The sequence below is a fragment of the Arthrobacter agilis genome, from assembly GCF_030816075.1.
GTDB lineage: Bacteria > Actinomycetota > Actinomycetes > Actinomycetales > Micrococcaceae > Arthrobacter_D > Arthrobacter_D agilis_E.
On the sequence record NZ_JAUSXO010000001.1, the window covers coordinates 3618655 to 3634558 of the forward strand.

Annotated in this window: 18 protein-coding genes and 3 tRNA genes; 15 read left to right on the forward strand and 6 right to left on the reverse strand. The window is 70.5% G+C overall.

Translation table 11 applies throughout. The features are described 5' to 3' along the window. Positions 1-103: 103 nt before the first annotated feature. Entirely contained in the window at positions 104-727 is a 624-nt protein-coding gene (locus QFZ50_RS17065; RefSeq protein ID WP_307086185.1) for a copper resistance CopC family protein, read from the forward strand. Positions 728-770: 43 nt separating this feature from the next. Here QFZ50_RS17065 and QFZ50_RS17070 read toward each other — a convergent pair whose 3' ends face one another. Next, positions 771-1385 carry an FAD-dependent monooxygenase gene (locus QFZ50_RS17070; RefSeq protein ID WP_307086187.1) on the reverse strand — a complete coding sequence of 205 codons (615 nt, stop codon included), beginning with the start codon at positions 1383-1385 and terminating at the stop codon, positions 771-773. Between the two features lie 308 nt (positions 1386-1693). Between QFZ50_RS17070 and QFZ50_RS17075 the strand changes: the two genes are divergently transcribed. Beyond that, positions 1694-2713, forward strand: coding sequence for a universal stress protein (locus QFZ50_RS17075; protein WP_307086189.1), 1020 nt, complete (start codon positions 1694-1696; stop codon positions 2711-2713). 6 nt (positions 2714-2719) lie between these two features. Here QFZ50_RS17075 and QFZ50_RS17080 read toward each other — a convergent pair whose 3' ends face one another. Both QFZ50_RS17080 and QFZ50_RS17085 read right to left on the reverse strand, forming a co-directional pair. Then, positions 2720-4243, reverse strand: a complete 1524-nt coding sequence (locus QFZ50_RS17080) for a C40 family peptidase (RefSeq protein WP_307086191.1) — start codon at positions 4241-4243, stop codon at positions 2720-2722. 150 nt (positions 4244-4393) lie between these two features. Continuing rightward, entirely contained in the window at positions 4394-4765 is a 372-nt protein-coding gene (locus QFZ50_RS17085; RefSeq protein WP_307086193.1) for a metallopeptidase family protein, read from the reverse strand. Positions 4766-4959: 194 nt separating this feature from the next. On the opposite strand from QFZ50_RS17085, the gene QFZ50_RS17090 reads away from it, so the two are divergent. The 13 genes from QFZ50_RS17090 to QFZ50_RS17150 all read left to right on the forward strand — a co-directional run bounded on the left by QFZ50_RS17090 (position 4960) and on the right by QFZ50_RS17150 (position 13196). Next, positions 4960-5032 (forward strand) — tRNA-Glu (locus QFZ50_RS17090). Positions 5033-5119: 87 nt separating this feature from the next. Continuing rightward, positions 5120-5193 (forward strand) — tRNA-Asp (locus QFZ50_RS17095). A gap of 70 nt (positions 5194-5263) precedes the next feature. Beyond that, a tRNA-Phe gene (locus QFZ50_RS17100) sits at positions 5264-5336 on the forward strand. A gap of 299 nt (positions 5337-5635) precedes the next feature. Further along, positions 5636-6118, forward strand: coding sequence for a hypothetical protein (locus QFZ50_RS17105; RefSeq protein ID WP_307086194.1), 483 nt, complete (start codon positions 5636-5638; stop codon positions 6116-6118). A gap of 106 nt (positions 6119-6224) precedes the next feature. Further along, positions 6225-6716, forward strand: a complete 492-nt coding sequence (locus tag QFZ50_RS17110) for an Asp23/Gls24 family envelope stress response protein (protein WP_307086195.1) — start codon at positions 6225-6227, stop codon at positions 6714-6716. Positions 6717-6723: 7 nt separating this feature from the next. Further along, on the forward strand, positions 6724-6915 hold the full coding sequence (locus QFZ50_RS17115) for a DUF2273 domain-containing protein (protein WP_307086196.1): 192 nt from the start codon (positions 6724-6726) through the stop codon (positions 6913-6915). Next, positions 6912-7328, forward strand: coding sequence for a hypothetical protein (locus QFZ50_RS17120; RefSeq protein WP_373462291.1), 417 nt, complete (start codon positions 6912-6914; stop codon positions 7326-7328). The genes QFZ50_RS17115 and QFZ50_RS17120 overlap by 4 nt, the downstream gene beginning before the upstream one ends. Next, on the forward strand, positions 7325-7933 hold the full coding sequence (locus QFZ50_RS17125) for a DUF6286 domain-containing protein (RefSeq protein WP_307086197.1): 609 nt from the start codon (positions 7325-7327) through the stop codon (positions 7931-7933). The genes QFZ50_RS17120 and QFZ50_RS17125 overlap by 4 nt, the downstream gene beginning before the upstream one ends. Next, entirely contained in the window at positions 7930-8589 is a 660-nt protein-coding gene (locus QFZ50_RS17130; protein ID WP_307086198.1) for a hypothetical protein, read from the forward strand. Before QFZ50_RS17125 ends, QFZ50_RS17130 begins: the two co-directional genes overlap by 4 nt. A 189-nt stretch (positions 8590-8778) precedes the next feature. Further along, positions 8779-10125 carry an ABC transporter substrate-binding protein gene (locus QFZ50_RS17135; RefSeq protein WP_307086200.1) on the forward strand — a complete coding sequence of 449 codons (1347 nt, stop codon included), beginning with the start codon at positions 8779-8781 and terminating at the stop codon, positions 10123-10125. A 129-nt stretch (positions 10126-10254) separates the two neighbouring features. Then, positions 10255-11220 carry a carbohydrate ABC transporter permease gene (locus tag QFZ50_RS17140; RefSeq protein WP_307086202.1) on the forward strand — a complete coding sequence of 322 codons (966 nt, stop codon included), beginning with the start codon at positions 10255-10257 and terminating at the stop codon, positions 11218-11220. Continuing rightward, positions 11217-12182 (forward strand): carbohydrate ABC transporter permease, encoded by a 966-nt coding sequence (locus QFZ50_RS17145; RefSeq protein ID WP_307086204.1) that lies wholly within the window; start codon positions 11217-11219, stop codon positions 12180-12182. The genes QFZ50_RS17140 and QFZ50_RS17145 overlap by 4 nt, the downstream gene beginning before the upstream one ends. 3 nt (positions 12183-12185) lie before the next feature. Next, positions 12186-13196, forward strand: a complete 1011-nt coding sequence (locus QFZ50_RS17150; protein WP_307086205.1) for a LacI family DNA-binding transcriptional regulator — start codon at positions 12186-12188, stop codon at positions 13194-13196. Between the two features lie 107 nt (positions 13197-13303). Here QFZ50_RS17150 and QFZ50_RS17155 read toward each other — a convergent pair whose 3' ends face one another. The 3 genes from QFZ50_RS17155 to nadE are packed head-to-tail and all read right to left on the reverse strand — an operon-like array spanning position 13304 to position 15809. Continuing rightward, complete coding sequence (locus QFZ50_RS17155; protein ID WP_307086880.1) at positions 13304-14143, reverse strand: hypothetical protein; 840 nt, start codon at positions 14141-14143, stop codon at positions 13304-13306. Positions 14144-14148: 5 nt separating this feature from the next. Continuing rightward, the gene (locus QFZ50_RS17160) at positions 14149-14958 is read right to left on the reverse strand and encodes an exodeoxyribonuclease III (RefSeq protein WP_307086208.1); all 810 of its coding nucleotides are present in this window, start codon (positions 14956-14958) and stop codon (positions 14149-14151) included. 26 nt (positions 14959-14984) lie between these two features. Next, entirely contained in the window at positions 14985-15809 is an 825-nt protein-coding gene (gene nadE / locus QFZ50_RS17165) for an ammonia-dependent NAD(+) synthetase (protein WP_307086210.1), read from the reverse strand. Between the last annotated feature and the right edge of the window lie 95 nt (positions 15810-15904).

Sequence of the window (15904 nt, forward strand, 5' to 3'; positions counted from 1 at the left end):
CTATCGCGGGCATGCCTGGACCCGGCGTCCGTTACGGGCCCCTCCGACGGGCCGGCTGCAGGTTCCCCAGCACCCCCTCAGGGTCTCCGCGTAGGGTTGGAGCATGGTTGCCTCCCTCCTCCCGCCCGCCCAGCACCCGGCCACACCGCGGCTGGGGCGTCGTCCCCTCCCGGCTGCCGCCGGGCTCGTCTCCGCCGTCCTGCTGGCACTCGCCATGCTGCTCGGCGCCGGTGGCGCAGCGAGCGCGCACGACGAACTGACCGGGACCGACCCGGCCGAGGGTGCCACCGTCGAAGTGCTCCCGCCGGCCCTGGAACTGGACTTCTCGAACGTGCCCTCGGGGATCGGCGCGCAGGTGCAGGTCCTCGACGAGTCGGGCACCGACTGGGCCGACGGCCCGGTGGCGATCGTCGACCGGTCCGCCACCCAGCCGCTGCGCGCGGGGGCGCCGGCCGGCGAGTACACCGTCAACTGGCGCGTGGTGAGCTCGGACTCCCACCCGATCGAGGGGACGTTCGCCTTCAGGACCCAGCAGGGTTCGACGACGGTACCGGACGCGGCCAGCACCGCCGGTCCCGTGGACACGGAGGAACCCCCCGCCAACGAGACGCAGACGGCCGGGGTGAGTGATTTCCCGTGGAGCATCGTGCTGATGATCGCCGCCCTGGTGGTCATCGCCGCCGCGCTCGCGGTCACCGCCCGCAGGCGGCTCGGCGCCGGGAAGTAGGCCGGGCCGGCAGTCCGCCCGGCGGTCCGCGGTCGGGAACGGGTCAGACGCCGAACGGGGAGATCGCCGCGGCCGGCGGCGCGATCCGGTTCAGCGCGGCGGGCCCCTGGGCCACGATCGCGTCGCTCACGAGTTTCGCCTGGCGTACGATCTCGCGCGTGGTCGGCGTCAGGAGTTCGCCGACACCGACCAGGTGCAGGCCGATCGCGCGCAGGGCCGCCTTGAGGTCCCTGCCGATCGCGATGCCCATGGAGCGCAGGAACTTCCGCAGCTCGTTCTGGGGGTACTTGGTCAGGACCACGTGGTCGGCGAGGAGGACGCCGTCGGCGGTCTGCACGGCCCACTTCTTGCGTCCCACGGGACCCTTGATGAGCTTCGGGTGCCCGATGATGCTGAGGTGCTCCGCCACCGTGCTCTGGCGGACGTCGAGCTGGTGGGCGGCGGCGTAGGCGCGGAGGAGCCGCATGAGTTCGGTGCGTTCCGAGAGGGAGACGGAGTCCGTCATGACCGTGCGCATGGCGCCGGAGTCCGAGCACTCGAGGCTCTCCACCACGATCGAGCTGATACCGCGGCGGCTGAGTTCGCTGGCGACGGCAAGGCCGGAGAGCCCGGAGCCGATGACCACGGTGCTCGTATGCTCCGCGGATGCGGGTGGCATGGACGCAGAGCGGACCGGGTCGAGCGGCAAGGAATCCACCGGGGTACCTCTCCACGAAGTATTGGTTCCGTACGGTCCGGCGCCTCTTCCGGACCGTACGGGCTCTTGGCTGCGAACGGGTCAACCAAGAGCACTACGCACGGGAGCAGAAGGCCTACGGCCTTCGCACCCGCAACGGGTCTTCGCAGCCTATATAACTTTTCAGACCCTGAACAGGCCGGTGGATGGACCGATCACGAGCCCGTGCGCTACAAAGGATGGACCGGCCGCGAGGGGCGGTGGGGACACGCAACCGAGGGAGGCTTGCCGTGGACAGCGAGCATGCAGAAGGCCTGTCGCACGGACTGGCGCAGCACGGGATCGTCGTCGGCGTCGACGGGTCCGACCAGAGCACGTGCGCCCTGCTCTGGGCCGCGCGTGAGGCGGAGCGCCGCGCCTCCCCGCTCTATGTGGTGACCGCCTACACGGTCCCCGTCTTCGCGGCGTCGAGTATGGACGCCGGCTACGCGACGGTCGACGACGACGTGATCCGCGAGAGCGCGCAGGCGGTCCTCAACGAAGCGCTGACGCACGTCGAGGGCATGGCCGTCGACGTGCACCCCAGGATCGAGACGGGCGACGCCGCAGGCGTGCTCCTGGACCTCTCCGAGGAGGCCGAGCTCATGGTCGTGGGCTCTCGGGGCCGCGGCGGTTTCGTCGGCCGTCTCCTCGGCTCCGTCAGCAGCGCACTGCCCGCCCACGCCAAATGCCCCACGGTGGTCGTCCCCGTCTGCTCGGGGGCACGTCTCGGGCATCCCGAGCTGGACAGGAAGCCGCGCAGGGACAGGGAGCAGCAGGCGGCGCCGGTGGAGCCGATCGTCGTCGTCGGCGTCGACGGTTCCGAGCAGGCCCGGACGGCCTCGCTCGCTGCCGCGGAGGAGGCCCGGTCGCGCGGACTGCCGCTGTCCGTCATCTGCTCGGTGGCCCCCTTCAACGGTTCGCTCGCCTGGGTGCCGGCGCCCGTGGACCGGGAAGCCCTGCACGCGGATCTCGCCGTGCAGCTCGCCGCCGGCCGCGACTGGCTCAAGAGCCACTTCCCCGATGTCGACATCCGCGTGGACCTCGTGGACGGGCCTCCGGCGGAGGTGCTCATCGAGGCCTCGGCCACCGCGGAACTGCTCGTGGTGGGCACACGGGGTCGCGGGGGATTCGCCGGGATGCTGATGGGCTCCACGAGCCAGGGCGTCCTGCACCATGCCCGCGGTCCCGTGCTGGTCGTACCGGACAAGGCCGATCCGCGCCTCGAGGACCGCAGCTCGTTCGGTCCGATGATCGCCCCGACCCGGTAGGAGCCGCTAGACGCGTCCCGCGGAGGGGTTCAGGGGGCCCATGCCGCCCATGGCGGCGAGGTCGGTGACGAGGATGCCCTGCTCGGGGTTCAGCGCGTTGACCACCCTGTTGCCGCCGAGATAGATCGCCACGTGCCAGATGTCGGCACCGCTGCCCCAGAACACCAGGTCGCCCGGCTGTAGCTGCGACAGCGGGACATGCTGCACGGCCGCGTACTGCTGCGCGGCGGTCCGCGGCAGGAACACACCGGCGGAGGCGAAGGCCTGCTGGGTGAGCCCGGAGCAGTCGTAGCCGCGCGGCCCGTTGCCTCCCCACGCGTAGTGGTACGCCGCGCCGGTCTTCGACAGCGCGTAGCTCAGGGCCGCTGCTCCCGCACCACTGCCCGACGGCGGAGCAGGGGCGGGCCGGACCGGGGCCGGCGGAGCGGGAGCCGGGGCGACCGGGGCGGGCGGCGGCTGGACCGGAGCGGGGGCGGGCTGGGCCGGAGCGGGCTGGGTCGGAGCGGGCGCCGGCTGGACCGGAGCGGGAGCGGGCCGGACCTGGACCGGGGCCGGGGCGGCAGGCGCAGGCGCCGGCCGCGAGGGGACGGCGGGTGTCGGAGCCGTGGCGGCCGGCGGGGTCCGCAGGGGAGGGGCAGCCGGGGCGGGGGCGCGCAGCGGTGGCGTGCTCGTGGCGTCGCCGGGCTGCTCTGCCGCCGGTGCCGGCGTGGTCGCCGCGGCGGATTCCGCGATCGTCCTCGCGAGGTCCCGGTCGCGCCGGGCCTGCTCGAGACCGGCGACACGCTTGTCCTCGAGTGCCTCGGTGGTGTTCCGCAGGACGGCGAGCTGACCGACGAGGGTGGAGCGCTCGGCTTCCTTCACGGCCACCAGCTGCTCGGCATCCGCGGCCGCGCTCCGGGCGTCGTCACCGGCCGCCTCCGCCGTGTCGGCCGCCTCCTGGGCGGCCCGGCGCGCGGCCTGCGCGTCCTCTGTCAGGGACGCCCACGCCTCGCCGGCGGTCTCGGCCTCCTCGAGCGTCCGCGTGCTGCTGCTCGAGAGCCCGTACAGGGTCGAGGCCCGGTACATGACCTCGTCCGGGTCGCTGCCGTCGAGGACGCTCTCGATGCCGGGGTTCATCCCGCCCGACCGGTAGAGGTCCCCGGCGAGCCGGCCGACCTGCTCCTCGGCGGCGTCGTGGTCCTGCGCTGCCTCCGTGGCCCGCCGGTCGGCCAGCTCCGCGGCGGCACGCCGGTCCTGCAGGACGGCGAGGGCCACGTTGTACGTGTTCTGGGCCTTGAACGCGGTGAGCTGGGCCTCCTGCAGCTGCTCGCCCGCCGCCGAGATGATGCCCTCGATGTCCGTGACGAGTCCCGCTGCGGCCGCGGCGTCGTCCTGCGCGCGCCTGATCTCGTCGGTGGAGGGGATGTCCGCGGCGCGGGGCGAAGCGGGTGCGGGGGAGGCCAGTGATGTCCCGGCCGTGGACCCGATCAGGACGGCGGCGGCCAGGACAGGGGCGATCCTGCGCAGGAGGGTGGTTCTCGATGACTGCACGCTGTGCCGCTCTTTCGCCCGGGTCCGTCGTCGATGGGATGACCGACAGGGACGACCCTAGGGTGCCTCAGTCACATAAGCAACAGGGGTCACATCAGTATCGTAAACAACATGGGTGTCATTTCGGTCGGACGACGACGGCGTGTCGCGTCAGTTCCAGCCGAGTTCGTGCAGCCGTTCGTCGTCGATCCCGAAGTGGTGGGCGATCTCGTGGACGACGGTCACCAGGATCTCCTCCACGAGCTCCTCGCGGGAGGCGCACAGGCGCATGAGGGGCCCCCGGAAGATGCTGATGCGATCGGGCAGCGACCCGGCGTCCCACCACGAATCCCGCTCGGTGAGCGGCGTCCCCTCGTAGAGGCCGAGCAGCTCCGTGTCGGCGGGCTCGCCCGGCGCCGGCTCGTACTCCTCGATCACGAAGATGGCCACGTTGTCCATGGCACGGGCGAGGTCGTCGGGAATCAGGTCGATGGCGTCGTCGACGGCTTCCTCGAACTCTTCACGCGATATCTGGAACGGCACGCCCCGATCGTACAGACCACACCCTCGGGGCTGGGCCGCGGACAGGGCCGGGCCCGCCCCGTCCGCAGCCCGTACGCCGGCGATTTTGTGTAATCATCGAAGTGCCCCTATAGTTTTATAGGTCCACGACAGGGAGTGATCCGCCGGAAATGCTCGTCCTCCGGAAGGTCGCAGGAACCCGAAGTGTGGTCCGGGCCCCCATCGTCTAGCGGCCTAGGACACCGCCCTTTCACGGCGGCGGCACGGGTTCGAATCCCGTTGGGGGTACGCAGGAGCAGCCCCCAGGGGCGGTCAAACGGTACGAAAAGTGCTGGTAGGCTGGAACTCTTGCGAATGAGCAAGTGAAGTTAGCAAGGCCCTGTAGCGCAGTTGGTTAGCGCGCCGCCCTGTCACGGCGGAGGTCGCGGGTTCAAGTCCCGTCAGGGTCGCTCAGGCGACTGGATCCCCCCGGGGAGCCGGTCGGGCTGGATACGGTGATCATCATCGCGATGGTCGCAAGGCTCTGTAGCTCAGTTGGTAGAGCGTTCGACTGAAAATCGAAAGGTCACCGGATCGACGCCGGTCGGAGCCACCGCAAAACCCCGTAGTTCCCTTCCCGGGACGCGGGGTTTTTTCATGGGTGCCGGGCACGTGCCGGGCGGATGCCCGCCGGCCCTCCGCGTCCCCGGTGCTCCGGATCCGCTCCGCCACAGGGCCGCGCCCCTCGTCCTCCCAGCCAACGCCGTGGTTCGCGCCGTAGCATGTCCGGCAGATGCCTCCCGCCGGGCGCCGATGAGCCGCCCTTCCAGTTGCTTGGGATAACCACCTGGGATAGTAGTGGAGGTCTCGCGCGTTGAACCTCCGGGATTGCACCGAGACGAAAGGGCACCAGTGAGACTCCTGCACTCCGCAGTCGCGCTGTGTGCGCTCGCAGTGGCCCTCACCGGATGCGGCCAGGGCGCTCCCGCGCCCGAGGAGACGATACTCACCATGCCGGCCAGCCCCTCGGCGGAACCCGGCGCCAGCACCGGGCCGGCCACGGGGACCGGGGCCGACGGAACCACCGACGCAGAGGCGGGGACGGCGTCCGATCCGTCCGAGCACTGCGTCATCGTCGCCGGCGGGGTCACCACCGCGATGCTCGCCCCCCTGAGCCTGCGCTCCAACACGGACCCCGACGAACTCCTCGCCCTCGAGCAGCAGATCCTCGATCTGCGGGAGAAGGTGCCCGCGGAGCTGCACGACGACTTCACCACCCTCGCCTACTCCGTGGAGGCTCCTCCGAAGGGTTCCGGCACCTTCGACGAGAAGCGCTTCCGGCGGGCCATGCTGCCGGTGCAGGACTGGCTCGGGGAGCACTGCGCCAACTCCTGAGGCCCGGCCCCGCCCGCCGTGGCGCTTCGTGCGACGCCGCGTCGCCTCCCGCCCCGTGCCGGGCAGGGTGGCTTAGGCTGGGGGCAAGGGAAAGGGGCCTTCTTCGATGATCGAGCAACCTATGGGGCGGCCGTTGCCCGTCCTGCCGGACGCACCTGCCGGACGGACCGTCATCGGTGATCCCGCCGCGGTGAAGATCGCGGCCATCGCCGCCCGCTCCGTACCGGGAGTGCATTCCCTGGGACCGGGTGCCGGACGCGCGCTCGGCGTCATCCGCGACGCCGTCGGAGCGGGCGACCCTTCCCACGGCGTGAAGGTCGAGGTGGGGCAGACCCAGCTCGCCGTGGACATCAGCCTCGTCGCCGAGTACGGCTACGCCCTCCACTCCCTCGCCGACGCCGTGCGCTCCGCCGTCTACGACGCCCTCACCGACCTCGTGGGGCTCGAGGTCATCGAGGTCAACGTCGAGGTGGTCGACGTGCACCTGCCGCAGCCGGCCGAGACCAGGGGGGCCGAGCGCGTCCGCACCGGAGCCGCCGGCACGGCGGGCCCCACGGCGGCCACGGGATCCACGCAGCTCAAGCCATCGGTCGAATGAGGAAGCCATGACGCCCACCACCACCGGCATGGCGGCCGGAGCCGTCCTCGCCTTCGCCGCCCTGATCTTCGGCTTCTGGGGCTTCCTCCTCACCCTGGTGCTGGTCCTGTGCGGCGCCGTCGTGGGGCGGATCGCCGAGGGCAAGCTCGACCTCCGTGGTGTCCTCGACGCCCTGTCCGGCCGACGCTCGTCCTCGTGACCACCCGATCGGTTCCCGCGCCCGTCCGCACCCCGACGCCGGCTCCACCCTCGCGGCGACCTGCTCCACCGGCCGGACACAACCGCATCACCACGCAGGCGCTCACGAGCCTCGCCCGTGCCGCCGCCGCCGACGTGCTCGGGGTGCAGCCCGGGCAGGTCCGGGCCACGTTCACGGACGATCGCGGACTGCTCGCACTCCTCCTCGCACTGTCCCTGCCCGTCCCGCCCCTGACACGCGTCCTCGACGAGCCCGCGATCGTCGACGCGTTCGGCGGCCCCCTCCTGGTCCGGGCGGAAGCGGCCCGCAGCCCGATCCTCGAGCGGATCCAGGAGCTCAGCGGCGCCCGGCTGAGCCGGGTGGACATCCGGATCATCGGCAGCACCGTCACCCGGGGGGCGAGGGTACTGTGAGCGCCGATCCCCGTGACGGCGCCGCGTCCGCGCCGGCGTCCACGTCCCGCCTCGTACGCCGGGAGCTGCACTCCTCCCGCGCGCTCCCGTCGGTGGTCGTCGCGGTCCTCCTGGTCGCAGGGTGCCTGCTGCTCCTGTTCGAGGCCGTGCTCAAGGCGGTGGGGGACGAGCCGTTCCTGCTCGACGTCGAGGCGGCGGCCCGGTGGCTCGGCACCCTTCCCGGTGGCACACCCGGCACGCTGCTCGGGGCGGCCTCCGTCCTGCTGCTGGTGGTCGGCGGGCTGCTGCTCCTGCTCGCCCTCCTGCCCGGACGCCGCGCGCGGTACACGATCCCGAACGGACGCGCCGCCGTGGTCGTCGACGCGGAGGTCGTGGCGTCGTCGCTGGCCCGCAGGGCGCGCATCGCGGCCGGCGTGGCCCCCGAGCAGGTCCTCGTCACGGTGGGACGCAGCACCGTCACCGTGCAGATCAGGCCCACCTCCGGCGTCCCCGTCGACGCCGACGCGGTCACCGCGGCCGTCGCGGACGACCTCCGGCGCTCCAGCGTGGAACCCGAGCCGAGGATCACCGTCGTCGTGGCCGAATCGGGGGTGATCGGGCAGTGAACACCACGCCGCGGCTGCTCAACCGTCTCGTGCTCGCCGTCGTCGGGCTCCTGGTCCTCCTCCTCGGGGCCGCCGGGCTCGCTGTCCTGGCGCTGCCCGCCGTCGCCGCCTGGTGGGCGGCAGCCGCTCCACGGGCCGGTGCGGCCATTGACGGGCTCCGGACCCGGACCACGCTCGAGGGCCAGGCGGACACCTGGCTGTGGATCGTCCTCGCGGTGCTCCTGGTGCTCCTGATCGTGCTGCTCGTCGTCTGGATCGCCTCCCAGGGGAGGGGGCGGACGGGCCTGTTCGCGACCGCCACGGCGCCGGCGACGGGCAGGGTCCCGCGCACTCCCTCCGGCGGAGCGGACGGAGCGAGCGGGCCCGAGGGATCGGTGACGATCACTGCTGCCGCTGCGGAGCAGGTCCTGAAGGCCGCCCTGCTCGAGCGCTCCGACCTCGCGGGCGCATCGGTGAGCACCTGGCAGCTCCGCGGTGTACCGGGACTGCGCGTCCGTGTCTTCCCCCGGAAGGGCGTGCCCCCCTACGTGGTGGCCGCCGAGGTCTCCCGCCTCGTCGAGGCCCTCGACGCCGTGACCGGTTCACGTCCGCCGGTCCTCATCAGCATCGGATCGGGCGCCCGGGTGCGCCTCACGCGCGCGGAACGCGTGAACTGACCCCCTGGCTGTGCAGCACATCACAATTTCGTATCGAAGCAGTGACGGGCGCCGATTTCGGCCACGCGACCGGTTGTAAGCGCTTACGCTGACTCCATCATTCGGGACGCTGGCGGACACCGATGGCAGGCCTTTTCCGGGCTTGCGAGTGGTCCCTCGACGCGCCCCAGGACAAAGGAGTCTGTTTCAATGGCGACCACTCGCTCACGGAAGTTCCTGCTGCCTGCCGCAGCACTCAGCGTTTCCCTCCTCGCACTCGCCGGCTGCGGTTCCGAAGGGTCCGACAGCGCCGGCGGTTCGGGTGACGCGGACTGCGCCGCCTACGAGTCCTACGGGACGTTCGAGGACGCCGAGGTCAGCGTCTACTCGACCATCGTCGACGTCGAGGCCGAACTGCTCGAGAACTCCTGGACGGATTTCTCGGAGTGCACCGGTATCGAGGTGGCCTACGAGGGGTCCAAGGAGTTCGAGACCCAGATCGGCGTCCGTGCCCAGGGTGGCACGGCTCCGGACCTGGCCATCTTCCCGCAGCCCGGCCTGCTGGCGGACCAGGCACCGAACCTGAAGCCCGCACCGCAGGCCGTCTCGGATCTCGTGGACAAGAACTGGTCCGCGGACTGGAAGAAGTACGGGACGGTGGACGGCACGTTCTACGCCGCGCCGATGCTCGCCAACGTCAAGGGGTACGTCTGGTACGTCCCCGCCACGTTCGAGGAGAAGGGCTGGGAGGTCCCCACCACCTGGGACGAGATGACGGCGCTGACCGAGAAGATCGCCGACGAGGACGAGATGAAGCCCTGGTGCGCAGGCTTCGAATCGGGCGAGGCCACCGGCTGGCCGGGTACGGACTGGGTCGAGGACGCCGTCCTGCGCGAACACGGACCCGAGGTCTACGACCAGTGGGTCACCCATGAGATCCCGTTCAACGATCCCAAGATCGTCGACTCCTTCGACCGCGTCGGCGAGATCCTCAAGGAGGACAAGAACGTCAACGGCGGCTTCGGCGACGTCCGCTCGATCCTCTCCACGCCGTTCGCCGAGGCGGGCCAGCCCGTGCTCGACGGACAGTGCGCCATGCACCACCAGGCATCGTTCCAGGCCGCCAACTGGCCCGAAGGAACCAACGTGGCCGAGGACGGCGACGTCTGGGCCTTCATGACTCCTCCGATCGACGCCTCCCAGGGGACCGCCATCACCGGTGGCGGCGAGCTCATCGGCGCCTACGACGACCGCCCCGAGGTCCAGGCGCTGCAGGCCTACCTCGCCAGCGCCGAGTTCGCCAACGCCCGTGTCTCCCAGGGCGGTGCGATCAGCGCGAACAAGGGTCTCGACCCCGAGGTCGCGACGTCGGACCTCGACCGCCAGTCCATCGAGTTGCTCCAGGATCCCGAGACGGTCTTCCGCTTCGACGGCTCGGACCTCATGCCGGGCGCGGTCGGAGCCAACTCCTTCTGGAGCGGCATCGTGAACTGGCTCAACGGTTCCTCCACGGAGGAAGTCACGCAGACCGTCGAGGACAGCTGGCCCGCTTCCTGATGCGCTGACGGCCGGCGCCGGCCCGAGGGGCGGCACCGGCCGCGGTCCGGGTGACAGGGCGCTGCGCTTCGGCGCGGCGCCCTGTCACCCACCCCCTACTTCGCTCACGTGCACCAAGGAGGCTGTGCTGTGGAAGACATTGCAGAAAAAGGGCTACAGGTGGTGGTGGGGCTCGCCGTCTTCGCCGCCATCATCGGGCTCATCATGTTGCTCGTCGACCGGGCGCCGAAATCCGGGCGGGAGAAGATCCAGATCGCGGGATTCCTGGCGCCGGCACTCGTGCTCCTCGCCGTCGGTCTCGTGTTCCCCGCACTGCAGACCTCGTACCTCTCACTGACCGACCGCAACGGCGACTTCGTCGGTCTCGACAACTTCGTCTGGATGTTCACGCAGCCCGAGGCGCTGGTGACGCTGCGCAACACCGTCATCTGGGTGGTCCTCGTGCCACTGCTGGCCTCGTCGATCGGCCTCGCCTACGCCGTCTTCATCGACCGCGCCCGTGGCGAGAAGGCGCTCAAGGCCCTCGTCTTCATGCCCATGGCCATCTCCTTCGTCGGTGCAGGCGTCATCTGGCGCTTCGTCTACGCCTACAAGGGGCCGGAGCAGGACCAGATCGGGCTCCTCAACCAGATCCTGGTCTGGTTCGGCCAGGAACCGAAGCAGTTCCTGCTCGACGCCCCCGAGAACACCCTGTTCCTCATCGCCGTCATGATCTGGATCCAGACCGGCTTCGCCATGGTGGTGCTGTCGGCCGCGATCAAGGGGATCCCCACCGAGATCGTGGAGGCGGCGCGACTGGACGGCGCCAGCGCCTGGCAGCAGTTCACCAATGTCACGATCCCCACCATCCGGGGGTCCCTGATCGTCGTCGTCACCACCATCACCATCGGCACGCTGAAGGTGTTCGACATCGTCAGGACGATGACGGCAGGCCAGTACGAGACCTCGGTGGTGGCCAACGAGATGTACACCCAGGCGTTCAGGGCGGGTGAACCCGGACGGGGTGCCGCGCTGGCCCTGGTCCTGTTCCTGATGGTGCTGCCCGTGGTCGTCTACAACGCACGGCTGCTCCGCAAGCAGAAGGAAATCCGATGAGCACTGTGCCCCTGGAGAACACCAAGCCCCTCCTGCCGAGCGTCGGGGGCGATGGGCCGGAGGAACGCCCCGCCCTGCAGAAGCGGGTCAGGCAACGCCTGACCTCCCGCACCGCGACGGCGGCCGCGGTGATCATCGCCGTCATCTGGACCATCCCGACCTTCGGCCTGCTCGTCTCGTCCTTCCGCCCCGAGGACAACATCAAGGGCAACGGCTGGTGGAACGTCCTCACCGACCGCCAGTTCACCCTCGAGAACTACGCCGACGTCCTCAGCCCCGGCGGCAGCCAGTCCCCGAACCTGCTGTCCTACTTCGTGAACTCGCTGGCCATCGTCATCCCGGGGACCATCTTCACCCTGGTCCTCGGTTCGATGGCGGCCTACATGTTCGCCTGGGGCCGGTTCAAGGGCAAGGACGGCCTCTTCATCGTCGTGTTCGCCCTGCAGATCGTGCCCCTCCAGATGGCGCTGATCCCGCTCCTCCAGCTCTTCACGCAGGTCCTGAAGATCGGGGACTTCCAGCTCCTGCCCAGCGGCACGTATGCGCAGCTCTGGGTGGCCCACACCATCTTCGGGCTGCCGCTGGCGATCTTCCTGCTCCACAACTTCATCGCCGAGATCCCGGGCGAGGTCATCGAGGCGGCACGCGTCGACGGCGCCGGCCACAGCACGATCTTCTGGCGCATCATCATCCCGCTCGCCACACCCGCCCTCGCCTCCTTCGGCATCTTCCAGTTCCTCTGGCTGTGGAACGACCTGCTGGTGGCCCTCGTGTTCTCCGGGGGCGGCGCGGACGTCGCGCCCATCACGCAGCGCCTCGCCGAGATCCAGGGCTCCAGGGGCGGTGAATGGCAGCGGCTGACCGCCGGAGCCTTCGTGTCTATCATCGTCCCGCTGGCCGTGTTCTTCGGATTGCAGCGCTACTTCGTGAGGGGACTTCTGGCAGGTGGTCTGAAAGGCTGAGGCATGACAAGCATCGACGACGTCGCGGCGGCCCTCGGAGTATCGACAGCCACGGTGTCCCGCGCACTGCGCGGGCTCCCGGGGGTGGCCGAGGAGACGCGTGCCCGGGTCACCACGACCGCGAAGAGGCTCGGGTACGTGCCGTCGTCGGCCGCGTCGGGCCTGGCCTCCGGCCGCACCATGGCGATGGGGGTCCTCCTCCCGGCGATCGACCGCTGGTACTTCTCGGCGGTGCTCGAGGGCGTCGATCGCCGGTTGCGTGCCGCGGGATACGACCTGATCGTTTTCAGCCTCGGCGGCGACGGCGTCAACCGCGACCGCGTGTTCCACCGCTCCATCCTCCGCAAGCGCATCGATGCCCTGCTGGTCATGTGCATGCACCTGACGGACGAGGAGCGGGAAGCCGTCCAGCAGCTCGAGTACCCCCACATCGTGGTGGGCGGGGCGGTCGAGGGGGTGCGCCACGTGGGGATCGACGACGCGCAGGCGGCGCGTGACGCCGTCGAGCACCTGATCGCGCTCGGCCACACACGGATCGCTCACATGCGCGGCGGCGGATCCTTCGATATCGACTTCGAGGTGCCCCGCCAGCGCGAGCAGGCGTTCCGGCAGACCATGGCGGACCACGGCCTCGGCATCCGCGAGGACTGGTCGGCCTTCGGCGATTTCACGTTCGCGACGTCGCGGGTGTCCGCCCTGGCCCTGCTCGCCGATCCCGCGGACCGGCCGACGGCCGTGTTCTGCTCCTCCGACGAGATGGCGTTCGGGGTGCTGAGGGCCGCGGCGGAACTGGGCATCGGTGTACCGGGGGAGCTGTCCGTCATCGGGATCGACGACCACGAGTTCGCCGCACCCATGGGCCTGACGACCATCCGCCAGGACCCGGCGGACCAGGGCGCCTACGCGGCGGACCTCCTGCTGGGGGAGCTGCTGCGCAACGAGCCGGCGGAGTACCCGCCGTCACGCCCCCATCTGCTCGTCGAGCGGGCATCCACGGGACCGGCCCCGGTCTAGGCACGGGCACGGGCACGGCCCAGGCGCGGCCCGGGCCGGGCCGCCGGGCTCCTCCGCGTACCGGACGACGGCGCCCGCCGCGGCGGGTCTCCGGCCGGTACGCGGCGTCAGGAGGCGCGGGCGAGCTGGCGGATCGGGATCCACCGGGAGGCGAGGCGCCGGTAGGAGGCGGCGGCGCCCATCATGTCGGCCTCGGCCAGGCTCTCGATGCCGAGCCGCACGTCCATCGGCGAGTCGTCCGGGAAGACGCGGTCCGCCACGGGGCCGTAGTCCACCTCGACCACGGCGTCGCGCCGGAACACCTCGAGCCACTCGACGATCTCCGTGAGTTCGTCGAGCAGGTCCATCTCGGGTGCGCCGATGGCGAGCTGCGCCACCGAGCGCCGGCCCCGGTCGATGCAGTCGCCGATCCTCGCGGAGATCCGCACCGTGGACACGCGGCCGTCGTCCTCGACCACCTCCGTGAGGTCGTCCTCGTGGATCAGGACGAACCAGGCGAACGGCACTCCCCAGGTGGCCGAGCGGGTGTGCAGCTTGGCGACGGTGTCGGCGAAGGTGTCGGGGTCGAGCCTCGCCTGGTGCGCCTCGCGCGCCGCCTCGGGGACGAGGACGTCGATCAGGGGTCCGCGCAGGCTCTGGTCGAGCGACTCGGCGGCGAGCGTGGTGCGGACGGCCAGCTGGTTGGGGCAGTAGTAGGGTGCCGTCGCACCGGTGAGGCCGGGGAAGTGCGTGACCCGGACGAGGTCCGGCTCGTGGTGGGGGAAGGGGTCCGACACGCTGCGCAGGATGCGCCGCAGTGACTGCTCGTGCTCGAGGGTCTCGGTCAGCACCCGCTCCCGGGCGCGCTGCTCGAGGATCATGAGCTGCTGCGCGTCGGAGAACGCATCCAGCGGCTCGTACACGCGGAGGTAGGAGACGTAGGGGAACGGCCGGGCGGCACCGCCCATCGGGCTCACGGCCCGCTGAGTTCCACGACGACGGGAGCGTGGTCGGAGGCACCCTTGCCCTTGCGCTCCTCGCGGTCCACGAACGCGTTCGTGGCCCGGGCGGCCAGGGCGGGCGAGCCGAGGACGAAGTCGATGCGCATGCCCTCCTTCTTGGGGAACCGCAGTTGCGTGTAGTCCCAGTACGTGTAGAGCCCGGGGCCGGGGGTGAACGGGCGTGCGACGTCCGTGAACCCGGAGTCGAGGAACGCCTGGAACGCGGCACGCTCGGGCGGGCTGACATGCGTATAGCCGCCGTTGACGAAGAGGTCGATGTCCCAGACGTCCTCGTCCTGCGGCGCGATGTTCCAGTCACCCATCAGGGCGATCTGCGCCTGCGGATCCTCCTCGACCCAGCGCCGGGCGTGGCCCCGGAGGACGTCGAGCCATTCGATCTTGTACGGCATGTGCGGGTCGTCGAGCGCCCGGCCGTTCGGCACGTACAGGCTCCACACACGCACGCCGCCGCAGGTCGCGGCGATGGCACGGGCCTCCTGCACCGCCTCGGTCCCGGGCTTGCCGAAGGCGGGCTGGCCGGGGAAGGTGCGCTCGACGTCGTCGAGCCCCACGCGCGAGGCGATGGCGACACCGTTCCACTGGCTCAGGCCGAAGTGCGCCACCTCGAAGCCGCTGTTCTCGAACAACTCCCAGGGGAAGTTGTCGTCCTTGCACTTGGTCTCCTGGATGGCCAGGACGTCGACGTCGGACCTGTTCAGCCACGCCTCGACGCGGTCGGCACGGGCACGGAGGGAATTGACGTTCCAGGTGGCGATCTTCACGGACCCTACGTTACCAACGGCGGTGTTTACTCCCGCCACCACGAATCGAAGATGGTCACGGGCACCGTTCGCTTGTGCCGTGTGATCCAGTAGCGGTGCTCGATGGCCTTCGCGGCATCGGGATCCACCTCGCGTCCCTCGAGGTAGTCGTCGATCTGCTCGTAGGTCAGCCCGAGCTCGTTCTCGTCGGCGCGGCCGGGCAGGTCGTCGAGCAGGTCCGCCGTCGGGATCTTCTCGTACAGGGCCGCGGGCGCCCCGAGTTCCTTGAGCAGGGCGCGGTTCTGGCGCTTGTCGAGGCCGAAGAGGGGCAGGATGTCCGCTCCGCCGTCGCCGTACTTCGTGAAGAAGCCCGTCACGGATTCGGCGCCGTGGTCCGTGCCGATCACGAGGAGGTTGTGCTGGCCGGCCATCGCGTACTGCGCCACCATGCGGGCCCGGGCCTTCGTGTTGCCCTTGGTGAAGTCGGAGATCCGTTCGCCGGTCGTGTCCGCGTACTCCTGCTGGAAGCCGTCGACCGCGGGCGCCACGTTGAAGACCCTCGACGTGCGGGGCTGGATGAAGGCGAGCGCGGCCTGGGCGTCCTCCTCGTCCTTCTGGACGTTGTAGGGCAGGCGCACCGCGATGAAGTCGGCGTCGACACCCTCGGACCGCAGCTCGTCGACGGCAAGCTGGGCGAGCTTGCCGGCGAGGGTGGAATCGAGTCCGCCGCTGATGCCGAGGACGAACCCGCGGGTGCCTGTGGACCGGACGTAGTCCTTCAGGAAGGCGACCCGGCTGCGGACCTCGGCAGCGGGGTCGATGGTGGGCTTGACGCCCATTTCCTCGATGATCTGGGCCTGGAGTTCACGCATGACCCCTAGGCTACTCCGCTTCGATTTCTACGAGGTTACGAAATCCTGCCTGTCCGCCACGAGGACGGCGGCCGCCGCGCCGGATGATCCGGTGC